Origin of the sequence: Bradyrhizobium sp. AT1 (assembly GCF_001590795.1) — a bacterium.
In the GTDB taxonomy this organism is placed as follows: domain Bacteria; phylum Pseudomonadota; class Alphaproteobacteria; order Rhizobiales; family Xanthobacteraceae; genus Bradyrhizobium.
Map to the genome: position 1 here is coordinate 2,034,421 of NZ_JXDL01000001.1, position 17,739 is coordinate 2,052,159.

The 17,739-nt window shown below is 64.5% G+C and carries 18 protein-coding genes; 7 read left to right on the plus strand and 11 right to left on the minus strand.

Going from position 1 to position 17,739, the window contains the following annotated elements; all coding sequences use genetic code 11:
* The 3 genes from SE92_RS09850 to SE92_RS09860 form a co-directional block, all read right to left on the minus strand.
* A complete protein-coding gene (locus tag SE92_RS09850; protein WP_063195524.1) occupies positions 1–1,392 on the minus strand; it encodes a sensor histidine kinase in 1,392 nt (463 codons plus the stop codon).
* A 1-nt stretch (position 1,393) separates the two neighbouring features.
* A complete protein-coding gene (locus SE92_RS09855; protein WP_038946264.1) occupies positions 1,394–2,068 on the minus strand; it encodes a response regulator in 675 nt (224 codons plus the stop codon).
* A gap of 180 nt (positions 2,069–2,248) precedes the next feature.
* Complete coding sequence (locus tag SE92_RS09860) at positions 2,249–2,806, minus strand: MarR family winged helix-turn-helix transcriptional regulator (RefSeq protein WP_349510033.1); 558 nt, start codon at positions 2,804–2,806, stop codon at positions 2,249–2,251.
* Positions 2,807–3,360: 554 nt separating this feature from the next.
* Between SE92_RS09860 and SE92_RS09865 the strand changes: the two genes are divergently transcribed.
* A complete protein-coding gene (locus SE92_RS09865; protein ID WP_502686756.1) occupies positions 3,361–4,890 on the plus strand; it encodes an FAD-dependent monooxygenase in 1,530 nt (509 codons plus the stop codon).
* A 97-nt stretch (positions 4,891–4,987) separates the two neighbouring features.
* Here the strand turns inward: SE92_RS09865 and SE92_RS09870 are convergent, their stop codons facing one another.
* The 6 genes from SE92_RS09870 to SE92_RS09895 all read right to left on the minus strand — a co-directional run bounded on the left by SE92_RS09870 (position 4,988) and on the right by SE92_RS09895 (position 10,295).
* On the minus strand, positions 4,988–5,275 hold the full coding sequence (locus SE92_RS09870; protein WP_245324511.1) for a hypothetical protein: 288 nt from the start codon (positions 5,273–5,275) through the stop codon (positions 4,988–4,990).
* 112 nt (positions 5,276–5,387) lie between these two features.
* On the minus strand, positions 5,388–5,741 hold the full coding sequence (locus SE92_RS09875; protein WP_063203432.1) for a YunG family protein: 354 nt from the start codon (positions 5,739–5,741) through the stop codon (positions 5,388–5,390).
* Positions 5,742–6,005: 264 nt separating this feature from the next.
* Positions 6,006–7,094 (minus strand): TRAP transporter substrate-binding protein, encoded by a 1,089-nt coding sequence (locus SE92_RS09880; RefSeq protein ID WP_063195527.1) that lies wholly within the window; start codon positions 7,092–7,094, stop codon positions 6,006–6,008.
* Between the two features lie 171 nt (positions 7,095–7,265).
* Positions 7,266–8,354, minus strand: coding sequence for a TRAP transporter substrate-binding protein (locus tag SE92_RS09885; RefSeq protein ID WP_063195528.1), 1,089 nt, complete (start codon positions 8,352–8,354; stop codon positions 7,266–7,268).
* Between the two features lie 219 nt (positions 8,355–8,573).
* Positions 8,574–9,716, minus strand: coding sequence for an Mrp/NBP35 family ATP-binding protein (locus SE92_RS09890; protein ID WP_063195529.1), 1,143 nt, complete (start codon positions 9,714–9,716; stop codon positions 8,574–8,576).
* A 129-nt stretch (positions 9,717–9,845) separates the two neighbouring features.
* On the minus strand, positions 9,846–10,295 hold the full coding sequence (locus SE92_RS09895; RefSeq protein WP_245324512.1) for a VOC family protein: 450 nt from the start codon (positions 10,293–10,295) through the stop codon (positions 9,846–9,848).
* A 198-nt stretch (positions 10,296–10,493) separates the two neighbouring features.
* Between SE92_RS09895 and SE92_RS09900 the strand changes: the two genes are divergently transcribed.
* From SE92_RS09900 to SE92_RS09920, 5 genes are all read left to right on the plus strand, one after another.
* The gene (locus SE92_RS09900) at positions 10,494–11,366 is read left to right on the plus strand and encodes an NAD(P)-dependent oxidoreductase (RefSeq protein ID WP_063195531.1); all 873 of its coding nucleotides are present in this window, start codon (positions 10,494–10,496) and stop codon (positions 11,364–11,366) included.
* A 122-nt stretch (positions 11,367–11,488) separates the two neighbouring features.
* Positions 11,489–12,769, plus strand: coding sequence for a sodium:proton antiporter NhaD (gene nhaD, locus SE92_RS09905; protein WP_063195532.1), 1,281 nt, complete (start codon positions 11,489–11,491; stop codon positions 12,767–12,769).
* A 132-nt stretch (positions 12,770–12,901) separates the two neighbouring features.
* Positions 12,902–14,497 (plus strand): sensor histidine kinase, encoded by a 1,596-nt coding sequence (locus SE92_RS09910; protein ID WP_063195533.1) that lies wholly within the window; start codon positions 12,902–12,904, stop codon positions 14,495–14,497.
* A gap of 45 nt (positions 14,498–14,542) precedes the next feature.
* On the plus strand, positions 14,543–14,746 hold the full coding sequence (locus SE92_RS09915; RefSeq protein ID WP_063195534.1) for a DUF1289 domain-containing protein: 204 nt from the start codon (positions 14,543–14,545) through the stop codon (positions 14,744–14,746).
* A gap of 28 nt (positions 14,747–14,774) precedes the next feature.
* Positions 14,775–15,332: a TIGR02281 family clan AA aspartic protease gene (locus SE92_RS09920; protein ID WP_063195535.1), complete on the plus strand. Its 558-nt coding sequence runs from the start codon at positions 14,775–14,777 to the stop codon at positions 15,330–15,332.
* Between the two features lie 5 nt (positions 15,333–15,337).
* Here SE92_RS09920 and dusA read toward each other — a convergent pair whose 3' ends face one another.
* Positions 15,338–16,333 (minus strand): tRNA dihydrouridine(20/20a) synthase DusA, encoded by a 996-nt coding sequence (gene dusA / locus SE92_RS09925; protein ID WP_084251781.1) that lies wholly within the window; start codon positions 16,331–16,333, stop codon positions 15,338–15,340.
* A gap of 135 nt (positions 16,334–16,468) precedes the next feature.
* Between dusA and SE92_RS35755 the strand changes: the two genes are divergently transcribed.
* Positions 16,469–16,744: a hypothetical protein gene (locus tag SE92_RS35755; protein WP_157095274.1), complete on the plus strand. Its 276-nt coding sequence runs from the start codon at positions 16,469–16,471 to the stop codon at positions 16,742–16,744.
* Positions 16,745–16,881: 137 nt separating this feature from the next.
* Here the strand turns inward: SE92_RS35755 and SE92_RS09935 are convergent, their stop codons facing one another.
* Positions 16,882–17,736, minus strand: coding sequence for a helix-turn-helix domain-containing protein (locus SE92_RS09935; RefSeq protein WP_063195538.1), 855 nt, complete (start codon positions 17,734–17,736; stop codon positions 16,882–16,884).
* Positions 17,737–17,739: the final 3 nt, after the last annotated feature.

Below are 17,739 nucleotides of genomic sequence, written 5' to 3' on the forward strand. Positions count from 1 at the left end.
CTATCGCGGCGAGCCACCCTCTCCCACAAGAGGAGAGGGTAAGGAGATCGTCTTCTCCGCCAGCCTGAACCGCAGCGTAAACTCCGCGCCGCCCCCCGGAAGATTCTCCACCGCGATCGTCGCTGCATGGTCGTCCGCCACCGCGCGCACGATGGAAAGCCCGAGGCCGGCGCCGTCGCTGCGCTGGCGGTCGGCGCGCCAGAAGCGCTGGAAGATCAGTTCGCGCTCGGCCTCCACAATGCCCGGGCCGCAATCCCGCACCCGCACCGAACCGTCTTCGCCGACCTCGATGTCGACGGTGGTGTCCTTCGCCGTGAACTTGATGGCGTTCTCGGCGAGATTGAAGATCGCACGCTGCAGCATCTCCGCATTGCCGTGGATCTCGACCGGCGCGTCGGTGCCCTTCAGCGCGACGTCCTTGTGCTGCGCGATCGCGAACGGCGCGATCGAGGCGACCACATCGGCGCAGACGGCGCGCAAATCCGCGGTCTCGCCGGGGCCGAGCACGAGGGTGTCGAGCTCGGCGATCTCCAGCAGCTGGGCGACGAGCCGGCTCATGGCTTCAATGTCGGCATGCAGCACCTGCCGTGCGGCGCGATCGTCGAGCGTCTCGATCCGCGTGCGCAGGATCGCGAGCGGCGTGCGCAATTGATGCGCGGCATCCGCCGTGAACTGCCGTTGCAGCCGAAAACCGTCTTCGAGGCGGTCGAGCGCCTGGTTGACGGCGGTGACGAGCGGCAAGATCTCGCGCGGGATCTGCTCCGTCGGCAGGCGGATATCGGTGCGGGCCGGACCGATATTGCTGGCCTCCTCGGAGGCCTTCCACAGCGGTGCGATGGCACGGCGAAAGATGATGATGTCGGTGGCGAGCAGGACCAGGAGGATCGGGATGGTGATCCACCCCACCCGCCGGAAGAAATTCGAGACGATGTCGTCGATGATGACGTCGCGGTGCGCGAGGTCCTCGGCGACCTGGATGCGCACCGTCCTGCCGTCGATATCGCGGGTGACCGCGGCGCCGGAAATGCTCTCCGACGCGCGGGGTGCAACGGCGGCGGCGCGCCGGTGCGAGGAGAACAGCAAGCGGCCGTCGGCATCGCGAATGTCGTACTGATAGCGGCCATACGCATCCGAATAGAGGCCTTTGAGGCTTTCGGGCAGATTGAACGTCAATTGTCCGTCCGGCTGCACAACGATGCGCTCCGCCAGCACATCCGCCTGAGCGCGCATGGCATCGCGATGCAGCTGGCCGATCTCGGAATTGAGCAGCCAGAACAACACCAGCGGCAGGAAGATCGCGACCACCGCCACCGCCAGGATGTGCAGGAACACGATGCGCCAGATCAGCGATTTGAACGTCGGCGACCTGCTATAGGACCCGATCGGGGCCACGCTATTTCTCCACGTCCATGAGATAGCCGACGCCGCGGATGGTGTGGATCACGACCTTGGCGCCGTGCTCGGCGAGCTGCTTGCGCAGCCGCGAGACATAGACCTCGACCGCGTTGGAGGCGACCTCGCCGTCCAGCCCGAAGATGTGGTCCTCGACGTTCTTCTTCGGCACCACCCGCCCCTGCCGGCGCAGCAGGATCTCCAGCACCGAGGTCTCGCGCGCGGAGATGATCCGCGGCTGGTCGTCGACGAAGATCTGCCGGCTTTCGGTGTCGTAGACGAGGTTGGCGAGACTGAGCGAGCGGCCGAGCAGCTGGCCGGGCCGGCGCAGGATCGCCTCCAGCCGCGCCACCAGCTCCTCCATCGCGAACGGTTTTGCGAGATAGTCATCGGCGCCGCTGCGCAGGCCGCTGACGCGGTCCTGAAGGCCGCCGCGTGCGGTCAGCACCAGCACGGGCAGCGGCTCCATCTTGAGGCGCAGTTCGCGCAGCACCGACAGGCCGTCGCCGTCGGGCAGTCCGAGGTCGAGGATCATCGCGGCATAGCTGACGCTGCTCACCGCCTCGCGCGCCTCGGCCGCGCTGCCCACGATGTCGCTCTGGTAGCCGGCCGCCGCCAGCCCGCCCGCGACGAGCCGCGACAGCTCGGCATTGTCCTCGACGATCAGAAGGCGCATCGCATATCCGCCGGCTATTCAGGTCGCCGCACAGCTGGCGCGGCATCTTCGCTCTCTTCCATCATTCCAGCCGCCTCGGCCAGCGAAAAGATGCTGCGAAGCCAGGGCGGCTCGTTGTCAGCCCGCTGTAAGCTGGCGGGCGCGGCCCTGCTGGTTGGTTCCGGTTGGAGCCGAGAACTTCTAGCTCCGCCCTTCGAAATAGGTGCACAGCTGGCTCGTCTCCTTCGGGGCAATGGATTTCCGAAACAGCCGGCACTTGAAATGAAGGTCTTTGCCCTCTCCACTCTCGACCAGGAAGACGCATTGACCGCACACGTCGGTGTGATGACGGCGCTCGGCGACATCGAGACCGACGAGCACGTGGCGAAGCGTGTCGCGCAGCCGGGATCGATCGGAGCCCTCGAGTGCTACGATCTGGTCTCGCAGGGCGTTGATCGGATCGCGCTCCAGCAGCTTCTTGCCTTCGCCCGTGACACATAGCGTGATCGAACGCTTGTCCTCCGCCGAAGGTTTGCGGACCACCAATCCCTTGTCCAGGAGCGTAGCGGTAATCTGGGACACGCCGCTGCGGGTCGTCCCCAGAAAGCCCGCGAGTGCCGTCGGGGTCCTCGACAGCCTGTTTGCGAGAGCAAGAAAACGCAGCGCCATCCATTCGCGATCGCTCAGGCCCGAACGGGTGCCTTCAAAGAGCCACGAGCCGGCCGATTGCACGAGGAGTTGGACGATTTCAGTTGCCATGCTCATTGATCAACGCCGACGGGAAAACGGCGGTTCGTCATCTCGATCAGGGATCGAGATGACGCCGCATTCGGTGAAAGCTGAATTTTGGCTCGGGACTGGTTGAGTCCGGTATATCGTACCGTGAAGTCCGGACGGCGCGGAGACACGCCTGCGGCCGCGACTCCAGCCCGATTGAAGGATTGCGGATAGCCCGATCATTCCGCGAGGGGAACACCGCAAGACTACGCACCGCGCTCACGTCAAAGTTACGAGCACCCCATCGCGGCGGCTCTCGGCCGCATGTCTTCATGTCACGCGAACCTGTGCTGCGTGGAGAGCGCACACTCGTTCCATTGACGAAGCTGCGACCAAACGACTAAATTGGCCACGTCGGAAAAGGCAGACTTGGTTTGGTAAGCCCAAGTCCTTTCGGTAACGAAAGCTCTGGTCTTTGGCCTCGTGCCTGAGATCCCCACGACGAACACGCCCGCTGTTCAAGCGGTCAGGCGTTCGTCCGTGAGGTCCTCAGGTCTGGGAAACGCTCCGGTCGAACATCGACAACGGAGCATTTTATGCAGATTCCCGACACTCCCCTCTATGACGTCATCATCGCAGGCGCCGGTCCCGTCGGCCTGTTTCTGGCTTATGAATTGCGGATGGCCGGCTGCTCGGTGCTGGTCCTAGAGAAGGCGAGAGACCCGCACTCGCCGCTCAAGAGCCTGCCTTTCGGGTTGCGTGGTCTTTCGGTGCCGACGATCGAGAGCTTCGACCGTCGTGATTTGCTGGAGGATCTGAAAGCTCGTGCGGCGAGCCGAGACACGCCGGCGCCCTCGCACTGGATGCAGCAGCAGCGTCGCCCTGGCGGTCATTTCGCCGGCATCCAGTTCTTCTACGATCAGATCGACGCAACGCAATGGCCATACCGCCTGCCCGGCCCGGTCGGAAGCATCGCGGCCGACATGGCAGGCATCGAGGCCGTGCTTGCGATCCGCGCCGAGACGCTGGGCGCGGAGATCCGGCGCGGCTGCGGCGTCGAGGCCTTCAGGCAATCCACGGATCGCGTGACTGTCGACACGGCCGGCGAAACCGTCCATGGCCGCTGGCTCGTCGGTTGCGACGGCGGGCGCAGCAGTGTGCGAAAGGCAGCCGGGATCGGCTTCACCGGGACCGATCCGGAATTCACCGGCTATTCCGCGCAGGTCGAACTGGCCGATCCGGCTCTGCTCGCGCCGGGTCGCCATTACACGCCTTCGGGGATGTACACCTATGCAGCGCCGGGGACGATCGCGATGGTCGATTTCGACGGCGGCGCCGCGCACCGCAGCGCGTTGGAGCGCGACCATGTCGAGGCGGTGTTGCGCAGGGTTTCAGGCACCGACGTGACGGTCACTGCCCTGCGGCTCGCCACCACCTGGACCGACCGCGCCTATCAGGCAACGGACTATCGCGCGGGCCGCGTCTTGCTGGCGGGTGACGCCGCGCACATCCATTCGCCGCTGGGGGGCCAAGGCCTGAACCTCGGCCTTGGCGATGCCATGAACCTCGGATGGAAGCTCGCGGCAACCATTCGTGGCGATGCGCCCGCCGGGCTGCTCGATAGCTATTCGACCGAGCGACATCCGGTGGGAGCACAGATCCTCGACTGGTCGCGCGCCCAGGTCGCCCTGATGCGCCCCAGCAGGAGTTCGCGCGCACTCGAAGCCATTATCCGCGATCTCATCAACACGCGCGACGGCGCGACCTACTTCGCCGCGCGCGTCTGGGGCGTGTCCCTCCGCTATGACCTCGGCGGGGGCCATCCGCTGGTGGGGCGAAGTGCGCCCGACTTCGAGCTCGGCGATGGGACAAGAATAAGCGAGCTGCTCAGAACAGGGAAAGGACTGTTGCTGGATTGCGGCGCGCAGCCATCGCTTCAAGCGCTCACGAACCGCTGGCGCGGCCGGATCAACTATGTTGCAAGCGAGGTCAGGGATCGATTGGGCTTGATCGCGTTGCTCGTGCGCCCCGACGGCGTCGTAGCCTGGGCCGGCGAACAGGCTGCCGACGACGTGGACACGTCTCAGGCCGCGGCACGATGGTTCGGTGAGCCCAGCGGCCGCTAAAGCATGATCCGGAAAAATGTGCAGCGGTTTTCCGGAAAGATCATGCTCAAACAACAACCTAAAGCGCGATGGCGATTCATCCCAATCGCATTGCGCTTTAGGCCTGTTCGTCGGGACACCACCGCACGATCAGGAACGAGCTGGCCGCGGCGCTGGCGAGCAGGCACGCCACGACGAGAACGCTGGACAGAAGTGAGATCAGACCGTGCTCGTGAGCGCTGATCGCGGCGGTGCCAAATGTCAGCCAGCACCCGGTCGCGACAAAGCTCGATACGGCCTGCAGAACAGCGCACCGCCTCACCGGCTGATAGTTGAGGAATTTCAGGAGCAACGGCCCGCACGTGACTGCAAGCGCAAAGACCCATCCAAGGATCAGCGTCGGCACGTGAAAGAGATCGGTCAGACTGGGGGACAAGGCGGCACCTGGGGCTTCCGGAGTTTGACGTCCTCGACCGAAGTCCGGTTCAAATAGCTCGCGACGCGACAAAGTCGGCTGCTCACCTTTCCGACCCGGGACTGCGCTTCTCAAATGCCGCTCTGAGTTCGGCCAGCTGGTCGCGTGTTGCGCCTCGCTCCGCGTCGGCGCGACTTGCGGGCAAGTCCATGTAAGCGATCGGCACGTCGAACTGGCTCGCCGTGAAGTCGTACCTCTTGCCATCGATCCGATTGTAGAAATGATCGCCGGCCGGCAACGGCGTCTTCAGCAGCTCGCCGCCGAACAGGTCGTGAATGAGCAGCGAGGTGACGTTGCACTGTCCCGCCGCGGGATTGCTCGCGGTCCATTGGCTCGCCGTCGCAAGCGACCATGCCTTGCGCAACGCTCCTTGAACGCCGTCGAGATCGAAGCTCATCGTCATCTTCAGTCCGGCATCGGCGGACTCAATTTCGGATTATACGATAATCGCCTTCTACGCCTGTTTTGCGCGACACGTCAACCGCGACGCCGGTACCGCCCCGAATGCCGCTTGTGTCGCCAATTTTATTCCCATGACTTATCAAGCTCATAGCTACTGTGCATGGGGTTGTTTTTCGCATTTTGGGGTCCGGGCCCTTCCAGACACGACAGTGCCCCGGAGCTTTCACTCCGGGGCGTGGTCCTGCGAGAGACGGCGTGATCAGCTCTGCGAGCGCCGCGCCATGAAGATGTCGTAGCCTACCTCGGCGACCTGGAACCAGGCGTAGCCGTCGCTGGTGAACTTGGCGAGGGAGTCGTGCACCTTCTTGAAGTTGGGGTTGGTCGCGGCGACCTCGGCGTGCAGCTCCTTGGCGGCCTTGTGGCAGGCATCCATGATCGGCGGCGAGAACGGGTGCAGCTTGGTGCCGCCCGCGAGCAGCTTCTTCAGCGCCAAGGGATTGGCGGTGTCGTAGCGCGCCATCATGTAGTTGTTGGCGTAGTGGCCGGCCTGCTCCAGCACGCTCTGGTAATATTTCGGCAGCGCGTTCCACTTGTCGAGGTTGACGAAGGCCAGCAGCATCGGCCCGCCTTCCCACCAGCCGGGATAGTAATAGTGCGGGGCGATCTTGTAGAAGCCGAGCTTCTCGTCGTCATAGGGGCCGACCCACTCGGCGGCGTCGATGGTGCCCTTCTCCAGCGCCGGATAGATGTCGCCGCCGGCGAGCTGCTGCGGCACCACACCAAGCTTCTGGAGCACGCGGCCGGCGAAACCGCCGATGCGGAATTTCATGCCCTTGAGATCGTCGGGCGTGTTGACCTCTTTCCTGAACCAGCCGCCCATCTGGCAGCCGGTGTTGCCTGCGAGCAGCGAGACGACGTTGTAGCTCTTGTAGAACTCGTTGAGCACCTCGCGCCCGCCGCCCTGCATGTACCAGGCCTGGTTGATGCGCATGTTGGGACCGAACGGTACGGCCGAGCCGAAGGTGAAGGTCGGATCCTTGCCGAAATAATAGTAGGACGCGGTGTGCCCGATTTCGCAGGTGCCGTTCTGCACGGCATCGAGCACCTGAAGACCCGGCACGATCTCGCCGGCCGCGAAGATCTGGATCTGGAATTTGTTGTCGGTCGCCTCGGCGACCATCTTGCACATCATCTCGGCGCCGCCAAACAGCGTGTCGAGCGACTTCGGCCAGCTCGTCGGCATACGCCATTTGATTTCCGGCATCGATTGCGCGATCGCGGGAGCCGCGAGCGTAGCGGCGCCGGCCGCGCCAAGTCCTGTGACCTTGATGAAGTCTCTTCTCTTCATGGTTTCCTGCCCTGATGTTTCAGTGATTGTGAGCCTTCTTTTTCCGAGGCTTGGCACCAGCATGACGCAAGGTGGAACCGAATGCCATCGTCATCGCACTGCGGCAAAAGAAAAAGCCCGGCCTCCACAGGAGGCCGGGCTTTCGCCACTTGCGACTTTAGGCTTACGCGATCAGCCGCGCGTGCGCGAGCGGATCATGAAGCTGTCGTAGGTATATTCGGCGACCTGCCACCACAGATATTCGTCGGAGCGGTAGGCCTGCATGGCGTCGATCGACTTCTTGAAGTCGGCGTTCTTGGCCGAGGTCTCGGCCCAGAGCTCGTTGGTCGCCTTGAGGCAGGCTTCCAGCACCTCGTTGGTGAACGGACGAAGCTGAGTGCCGCCGGCAACCAGACGCTTCAGCGCCGCCGGGTTCTGCATGTCGTAGCGCGCGGCCATCCAGGTGTTGGCGCTGGTCATCGCGTTGCTGAGGATCGCCTGATAGTTCTTCGGCAGCGAATTCCACTTCTCCAAATTGGCGAAGGCGTGGACGGTCGGACCGCCTTCCCAGAAGCCCGGATAATAGTAGTACTTGGCGACCTTGGCGAAGCCGAGCTTCTCGTCATCGTAGGGGCCGACCCACTCGGCGGCGTCGATGGTGCCCTTCTCCAGCGCCGGATAGATGTCGCCGCCGGCGAGCTGCTGCGGCACCACGCCGACCTTCTGAAGCACCTGGCCGGCAATGCCGCCGATGCGCATCTTGAGGCCGGAGAGATCGGCGACGGTCTTGATCTCCTTGCGGAACCAGCCGCCCATCTGGGTGCCGGTGTTGCCGCAGGGGAAGCCGATCACGTTCGACTTCTTGAAGAACTCGTTGCCGAGCTCCATGCCGCCGCCCTGATACCACCAGGAATTCTGCTGGCGCGCGTTGAGGCCGAACGGCACCGAGGCGTAGATCGCGAAGGTCGGATCCTTGCCGACATAGTAATACGAGACGGTGTGGCACATCTCGACGGTGCCGTTGGAGGTCGCATCGAGCGCCTGGAGGGCCGGGACGATCTCGCCGCCGGCGAACACCTGGATCTGGAATTTATTATCGGTCATCTCGGCGACGTATTTCGCCACCTGCTCGGCGCCGCCATAGATGGTATCGAGCGACTTCGGGAAGCTCGAAGTCAGGCGCCACTTCACCTCGGGCGAGGACTGCGCGATCGCCGGCGAGGCCACTGCGGTCGCCGCCGCGCCTGCTGCCGACACTTTCAGAAAATCACGACGCTTCATCTTCAGGTCTCTCCTTGCTGGGGCGTTTCCCCTTGACTTCTCTTCTTGCCGCCGCTCATTCCGGCGACGCGTTTTGGCACGCGTCGAACCGAAGGGGCTTGACTGCCGTGGCCTTTAACACGGAAGCCCCGTTTGCGGAACGCGACAATGGCATGACGGGGCTCTACGAAAGTCGCATGTCCCCCGGGTGAATGAAGGCCCGCGCCGCGGGCGGCCTCATCAGGCCGCCGCGATGACGCCCTTGAGCTGGTCCCGGACCTGCCCTGCAATGGCGCGGTAGATCGCCGCATGGGGACCGTCCGGCTCGCTGTCGACGACGGGATTGCCGGCATCCGAGGTGGCGCGAATCGCCATGTGCAGCGGGATCTCGCCGAGGAAGGGGACCTCGAGCTTCTCGGCCTCGTGCCGGGCCCCGCCATGGCCGAAAATGTCGGACCGCGTGCCGCAATGCGGGCACTGGAAGTAGCTCATGTTCTCGACGATGCCGAGCACGGGCACGTTCACCTTCTTGAACATCGCGAGCCCCCGCCGCGCATCGATCAGGGACAGGTCCTGCGGGGTCGAGACGATCACCGCGCCCTTGAGCGGCACGTTCTGCGCCAGCGTGAGCTGGGCATCGCCGGTGCCCGGCGGCATATCGACGACCAGCACGTCGAGCTTGCCCCATTCGACGTCGCGCAGCATCTGCGTCACCGCCGACATCACCATCGGACCGCGCCAGATCATCGCGGTCTCTTCCTCGACCAGAAAGCCGATCGACATGATGGCAAGGCCGAAGCGCCGGAGCGGAATCATTTTTCGCTCGTCGTTCAGCTCCGGCTTGTCGTGCAGGCCGGTCAGGCGCGGCACCGAGGGGCCGTAGATGTCGGCATCGAGCAGCCCGACCTTGAGACCGAGGTCGCGCAGGCCCAGCGCCAGATTGAGCGCGGTGGTCGACTTACCGACGCCGCCCTTGCCGGAGGCGACCGCGATCACGGCGGCCACGCCGGGGATCTCCGACTGCCGCGCCATGGGCGATTGGGCGCCGCCCTGCGGCGGCGGCTTATGGGCATGCACCGGCTGCACGCCGGGCGCGCCACGGCTCGGCTGCGGAGGTGGCGGCGGCGCTGAACCCGGCTTGCGCTCGGCGGTCAGCGCCACCATGACGGTGGTGACGCCGGGAATGGTGCGCACGGCGGCCTCGGCCTCGGCCCGGATCGATTCCCAGGCCCTGGCCTCGGCGGCATCGACATTGATCGAGAAGAACACCTTGCCGTCGGAGGCGCTGATCGCGCTCAGCACGTTGGCATTGGTGAGCGCGACCCCGCGGGGCGATTTGATCCTGGCGAGGCTGTCGAGAACCTGTTGCTGCGTCACGCTCAAAGCGCATCTCCTGAACGGAGCCTGATCCGGACCCGGAGGGTCGCGCCAGCGCAACGCGCGGAGCGGCCTTCCGGCAAGGTCATGCTCGAGACTTTGGGATGCCCCATTAGAGCGGAAACGTCCAAAAGGCTACTGCCTGCCGATATCGTCAGCCATCTCGGCGGGCGCCGCCCCCTGCTCCCTGGCAGCCTCGTAATTCAGCTCGATCATGACCCCGTTGGGGTCGTTGACGAAGATCTGCCAGAGCTCGCCGCCGGGCACCTGGCGGGAGTCGAATTTCATCCCCTTGGATGCCAGGCGCTGCTTCATGCCGTCGAAGCCGCGGCTGGCGAAGGCGACATGATGGACGACGCCGGAATCCGGCTTTTGCGGCTCAGCCGTCGCCGAGATATCGACGAGGTGCACCACCGGCTTGCCCTCGCTGTACATCCAGGCGCCGGGGAAGGCGAAATTCGGCCGCGGGCCTTTTTCCAGGCCCAGCACGCCCTCGTAGAAACCGACGGTCTCGGCCAGATTCCGGGTCCGGATGTTGAAATGATCGAGGACGCCAACGCTCATACCGCCCAAGCCCAATGCCATGTTTCGCTCCCTTTTTCGAAGTCCTTAGGTCCGGCCATCCTAGCACAGGGGGCCGCCAAACGAAGCCGTTGCCCTCCGCCCTTAACGGTTTATGGTGCGCCTCCGGTCCGCCTTCGCAGCGGAACTTCGAGGATGCCGCCCGGCGCCCTCACCCGGCTACAACCGTAAAAACTCAAAACTACGGACAAGGTACCACACATGGCTAAAGTCGCTTTCCTCGGTCTCGGCGTCATGGGCTTCCCCATGGCCGGACACCTCGTCAAAAAAGGGGGCCATGAGGTCACCGTCTACAACCGCACCGCGGCCAAGGCGAAGGAATGGGCGGACAAGTTCGGCGGCAAGACCGCGGCGACCCCGAAGGCGGCCGTCGAAGGCCAGGATTTCGTGATGTGCTGCGTCGGCAACGACAACGATCTGCGCGCGGTCACGATCGGCGCCGACGGCGCCTTCGCCGGCATGAAGAAGGGTGCGACCTTCGTCGATCACACCACAGCCTCCGCCGAAGTCGCGCGTGAGCTGGACGCAGCCGCCACCAAGGCCGGCTTCAAGTTCGTCGATGCACCGGTCTCCGGCGGCCAGGCCGGCGCCGAGAACGGCGTGCTGACGGTGATGTGCGGCGGCGCGCAGGATGCCTATTCCGGCGCCGAGCCTGTCATCACGGGTGCCTATGCGCGGATGTGCAAGCTGCTCGGGCCGGCCGGAAGCGGCCAGCTGACCAAGATGGTCAACCAGATCTGCATCGCCGGTCTGGTGCAAGGTCTCTCCGAGGGGATCCACTTCGCCAAGAAGAGCGGCCTCGACGTCGCGGCGGTGATCGAGACCATCTCCAAGGGCGCGGCGCAGTCCTGGCAGATGGAAAACCGCTACAAGACCATGAACGACGACAAATACGATTTCGGTTTCGCGGTCGAATGGATGCGCAAGGACCTCTCGATCGCGATCGCCGAGGCCCGCCGCAATGGCGCCAATCTTCCGGTCACCGCGCTGGTCGATCAGTTCTATTCCGAGGTCGAGAAGATGGGCGGCAAGCGCTGGGATACGTCGAGCCTGCTCGCGCGCCTGCAACGCTGAGACGCGCGTGACGGTCGCTGCCGGGCAGCTGCGACCGTCACCGGCCTTGACGTCGCGCGGCGCCGCGTCGAGGCCTGACAAGCGCGATTGAGCCGAACAACGAATTTCCCGGGGGGACCGACTTGCTGAGCGTGATAGCCTCCGTTTTCATCCTTGCGTACGCAGCCATCGCGCTCGAACACCCGCTCGGCGTCAACAAGAGCGCTTCGGCCCTGCTGGGAGCGGGCCTGCTCTGGACCATCTACGCGATGTCCGTTGGCGACGCCTCGCTCGTCAACCACCAGCTCGACGAATCCGTTGCCTCGACCGCGCAGATCGTCTTCTTCCTGATCGGCGCCATGACGATCGTCGAGGTCATCGACGCCCACAACGGCTTCGAAGTCATCACCTCAATCATCCGCACCACGAAGCAGACCACGCTGATGTGGATCATCGGCTTCGTGACGTTCTTCCTGAGCGCGATCCTCGACAATCTGACAACCACCATCGTGATGATCTCGCTGATCCAGAAGCTGATCGGCAACAAGAGCGACCGCCTGCTGTTCGCGTCCATCATCGTCATCGCGGCCAATGCCGGCGGCGCCTGGACCGTGATCGGCGACGTCACGACGACGATGCTCTGGATCGGCGGCCAGATCTCTCCCGTCAACATCATGAAGGCGGTGTTCCTGCCGTCCCTGCTCAACCTGCTGATACCGCTGCTCATCATCGGATATTCGCTGAGGGGCAAGGACATCGCTCCCCCGCTGCAGGGACAGGCGAATGCGCTCAGGGTCGAGGTGTTCGAGCGCAATCTGATGTTCTATCTCGGCCTCGGCACCCTCGTTGCCGTTCCGGTCTTCAAGGCCGTGACGCACCTTGCACCGTTCATGGGCATCCTGTTCGGACTGGGCGTGCTCTGGCTGGTCGGCGAGATCGTTCACCGCCACAAGGACGAGGATGAGCGCCGCCCCCTCACCCTCGTCCATGCGCTGGCGCGTATCGACATGAGCTCGATCGTGTTCTTCGTCGGCATCCTCATGGCGGTCGCGTGCCTGGAGCACGCCCGCGTCCTCGAGCTGCTCGCAAAATGGCTCGACGCCACGGTCGGCCGGCTCGACATCATCGTCATCCTGCTCGGCCTCCTGAGCGCCATCATCGACAACGTGCCGCTCGTTGCGGCGACGATGGGCATGTACAATCTGGTGCAATACCCCCCGGACAGCTTCATCTGGGAGTTCATCGCCTATTGCGCCGGCACCGGCGGCTCGATCCTGATCATCGGCTCCGCCGCGGGCGTTGCCGCCATGGGACTCGAGAAGATCGAGTTCTTCTGGTACGCCCGCCGCATCGCTGGCCCGGCGCTGGTGGGCTATCTGGCGGGGGCGATGGTCTACATCGTCCAGCACGCGCTGCTGCATTGAACGGCGCAGCCGATATTAACGCCGGGTTAACGTAATTCTTTAGCTCCTTAAGTCACCTCTTAAGGATTTGTTGCCAGAGATAGACAATGCAGAAAGCCCGCGTCCGCCGTGGGCAGGAATCGTTGTTGCTTGATGAGTAACCCCGCTGAAAAGCCTGAGGTAGTGCAGCTTCCGGCCGAGCCGGTGAGCGCTCCATCGGCGAGCAGCCGAAGGGCTGCGGCGCAGCGGGTGCGCGAGGCCCGCGACAAGTTAACGTCGACCAGCGGAACCCGGCCGGCCTTCGACGCCGAGATGCTGCGCCAATACGCCCAGACCCGGCTGTCGGCCTCTTATGTCGTGATGCTGCTGGTGGTCGCGACCGGCGTGCTGTTCGGGTTGTGGATGCAGCCGATCCCGGCCGCGGCCTGGACCGCGGGCATGCTCTGCATCCACAGCGCCATGATCCGCAGTTGCCGGCGGTTCCTGACCGAGCCCAGCTCTCCAGCCGCGACGCGGGCATGGCGGACGCGCTTCGTCGTGCTCGACCTGCTCTATGGCCTGTGCTGGATGGCGATCCTGATCCATCCCGTGCTCGACTTGGTCACGGAAACGCTGATGATGTTCCTGATGCTGCTGGTGATCGCAGTATCGAGCATGCTCGCCGCCAATCTGCCGATCGCAGCCCTTGCCGCCACCGCGCCGGTTGCGGTTGCGATGGCGCTGAGTTTTGCGATGACAGGCTCGCTGGACAATTACGTCCTGGCTGCGCTCGCGCTCGCCGCCGAAGGCTATTTCGTGCTGCTGGCGCATCGCCTGCACTCCTCGACGTTCGCCACGCTGGAAGCGCGCGCCGAGAAGGACGCGCTGATCGGCGAGCTCGAACAGGCCAAGGCGATCTCGGACGAAGCGCGCCATCGCGCCGAAGCCGCCAACGTCGCCAAGTCGCGCTTCCTCGCGCAGATGAGCCACGAGCTGCGTACGCCGCTGAATGCCATCCTCGGCTTCTCCGAGGTGATGAAGAGCGAGATTTTTGGCGCGCATGCGGTGCCGGTCTACAAGGAATATTCCGCCGACATCCATAATTCCGGCGTGCATCTGCTCAACCTCATCAACGAGATCCTCGACCTGTCGCGGATCGAGGCCGGCCGTTACGAGCTCAACGAGGAGGCGGTGTCGCTGGTCGGCATCGTCGCCGACTGCCATCATCTGATGAAGCTGCGTGCCTCGAGCCGCGGCATCACCATCCACGAAGTGTTCGAGCAGGCCATGCCGCGGCTGTGGGCCGACGAGCGCGCGATCCGCCAGGTCGTGCTCAACCTGATTTCCAACTCGATCAAGTTCACCCCGCAGGGCGGCGAGATCTGGCTCAAGGCCGGCTGGACCGCTTCGGGCGGACAATATCTGTCGGTGAAGGATACCGGCTCCGGAATCCCCGAGGACGAGATCCCGGTCGTGCTCGCCTCGTTCGGGCAAGGCTCCAACTCGATCAAGTCGGCCGAACAGGGCGCTGGTCTCGGCCTGCCGATCGCCAAGAATCTGATCGACCTGCATGGCGGCACGTTCACGCTGAAATCGAAGCTGCGCATCGGCACCGAGGTGATCGTCACCTTCCCGCCGGAGCGCGTGATGAGCGCGCTCGCGCCGCTGTCGGACGATTCGCCACCGCTCCAGCCGGAGAGTTCCGTGCTGCCCGACGAAAAGCGCCGGCCGCGCCACAAACCGATCATGAGCGCCGGCACGGGCTCCTAAACCAGATGCTTGCAGACATGCCCGACAATCCCCCACTATGTCCGAATGAGCCAAGATACGCCGTGCGTCGCCGTCTGCATGATCGATCCCAAAACCAGGATGTGCTTCGGCTGCGGCCGGACCTTGCCCGAGATCGCGCGCTGGCACGCCATGGACAGCGCGGAACGGCTCGCGGTCATGGCCCTGTTGCCGGCCCGCATGACGGAAGCCGGACTGGCACCGATCGCGGGATCTGCAAAGCGCACCTGAACGGCCCGCGCGCCTGCGGAGGCGCGCGATGATCCGCTTCCTGCTCGTTCTCGTCATGCTCGCCGGCACGGCCGGCGCCGTCGTCGCCTATGGCGATCCCGATCAGATCGCGCGCGCCAGCCAAAAGGTCTCGCACATCTTTCGCGCGCCGACGGTAGCTGCCCCTGCCCCCGCCGTGCAGATCCCACGCGGCCAGGGCGGCGAATTTGCGCTCAAGGCCAAGATCAACGGTGTCGCAGCGCCGATGGTGATCGATACCGGTGCGACCTCGGTGGTGCTGACCTGGGAAACCGCGAAAGCCATCGGACTGCCGCTCGAGATGCTCGAATACGATGTCGATCTCGAGACCGCGGGGGGCCACACCAAGGCGGCCCGCCTCACGCTCGACCGTCTCTCCGTCGGCCATCTCGTCGAAAAATCGGTGCCGGCGCTCGTCGTCCAGCGCGGGCAGATGAAGACCAACCTGCTCGGCATGAGCTTCCTCGACCGTCTGGAGAGCTGGGGCGTCCGCGCCGACAAGCTGATGCTGACCGGCTATCCTGAACTGCAGAGCAGCCACCGCCGCGCCCGCACGGCGATCGACTAGGCGGTTTACGCCGCCTCCTCCGCCGGGGCGCGCACTCCGACACGCGCGATCGCATCGCGCAGCACCTCGGGACCTGCGCCCGGCTTCACGCCCTGCTCGGCGAGATGACGACGGAACGCCCGTGCACCGGGCACCGCGTGGAATGCGCCGACGAAATGCCGCGTGATCGCATGCAGCCGCGTGCCGCGCGCAAGCTGCTGCTCGATATAGGGCATCATGGCTTCGAACGCGTCCTGCATGGTCGCATGCGGCGCCGCCTCTCCGAAGATATCGGGATCGACGGTGAGCAGCCGCCACGGATCCTGATAAGCGGCACGACCGAGCATGACGCCGTCGACGTGGGCAAGATGCGCTTTCGCTTCGTCGATTCCAGGGATGCCACCATTGATGATCACGGGCACGCCGGGCATTGCGCGCTTGAGACGATAGACGCGATCATAGTCGAGCGGCGGGATGTCACGGTTCTCCTTCGGCGACAGACCGTTGAGCCAGGCTTTCCGCGCATGCACGATCAGCGCGTCGCAGCCGGAGGCGACCACGGCGCGCGCGAGCGTATCGAGCGCGACTTCCGGATCCTGATCATCAATGCCGATGCGGCACTTCACCGTGACGGGAACGGCGACAGCACGCTTCATGGCTTCGACGCACCGCGCGACGAGCTCCGGCTCCGCCATGAGGCAGGCGCCGAAGCGGCCGTCCTTCACGCGGTCCGACGGGCAGCCGACATTGAGATTGATCTCGTCATAGCCGAACGCCTCGCCGATCGCCGCCGCCTGCGCGAGCTCGTGCGGATCCGAGCCGCCAAGCTGAAGCGCGACCGGGTGCTCGATTGTGTCGAACCCAAGCAGCCGCTCCCGGTCGCCATGAATGATGGCGCCAGTGGTCAGCATCTCGGTATAAAGCAGCGCCCGCCGCGTCAGATGACGGTGGAACACCCGGCAGTGCCGGTCAGTCCAATCCATCATGGGCGCCACGGAGAAGCGATAGGCTGGCGATTTCAATGATTTACCTTATGTTCTCAATGGGATGAACCCGGAACATGTGCACTCCAAACTAGCCGAATTTGCACACGTTTGTACCTGTTTTGGCCTCTCAGTGCACACGTAGCCCACACGAATTGGGGAGTGCACGCGACCGTGGCCACCTTCATTCAATTGCCTTCCGGGAACTGGCGTGTCCAGGTCCGCCGCAAGAACCGCTACGTGTCAGAGACCTTCCGCCGGCGCAAGGACGGCGAGATGCCGACGCGGTCCGGCTCGGCTTCAGCCGGCGGCCGATGCGCACTGGCCGGCACACCTCACCCGGCGCGCAGGCCGTTCAACAGGGAAGCCATCGAGGGCATCGAAGGCCTGCCGCCTCCGGCGATGACCCTGCAGACATTCAGCGTGAAGCGGCCCAGGAGGGCACCCTGAACCAGGTTCGGAGGATGCAAATCGATAGGATGTCCCGAGACCGCGAGCGATCTCGAACACGCCCATCAGTTCGTGGTGCGTCACCGCGGAGTGAATGCCGAGCAGCGGCAGCAACAGGGCCTGAATGCCGACACTGCTCATGACAGCCTCGCTTCCGGGCGCGGCACCGGCAGGAATTGGGCGAGCTGAGCGCTCCTCCATTGATAGGGCGTATCGCCGGTGAAGCGCTTGAACACCGTCGTGAAGTGCGCCTGGGTCTGGAACCCGACGGTCAAGGCAATGTCGACGAGCGAAGTGTCGGTCCGCCGCAGCAATTCCTGGGCCCGCTCGATCCGTCGCCTTAGCAGATAGTCGTGGGGCCGCATGCCGACGGCCGCCCGGAATTGCGCGGCGAAGTGCATCCGGCTGAGGCCGGCGACGGCGGCCAGCTGCTGCAGCGTGACCTTCGCGTCCAGATTGTCGTCGATGTATTGCATGACGCGCTTGAGACGCCATTTCTGCAACGACCGCACCGTCCGGCAGGCCTGACCTTGGTGATCGTCCCCGGACGGCTGGGACTCGGCCCGTCCGGCCTCCGTCCGCCTGCTCGCCTTGCGGGTCAGCATGGCCAGACGCAGCGCGTCGACAAGGATGGCGCAATGGGGATTGTGCATGGCCTTCGTGGCCGCGAGCGCATCCGAAAGGCGCCGCATCACCGGATCCGTGCTCTCCTCGCCACCCGTCTCACGGTCGGTTTCGACGGACACGGCCGCAAGACGTTTCGCGGACACCTTGAAGCTCGGCTCGCGGCCGACAGATCCCCCCACGTCCGACGCTGGCGGCTCGATGGCCAGGGCGACATCCAGATGCACGAGGGAGAGCGTCATCGGCTCCGCGCCGGATCGCGGCGATCGTCTCGAGAGGCGCAACTGCGAGCCGTCGATCGACGAGATGCCGAGAGCGGCGGCAACACGATCCTTGACATTTTGCGAGTATGACATCTGCAGCGACATCGC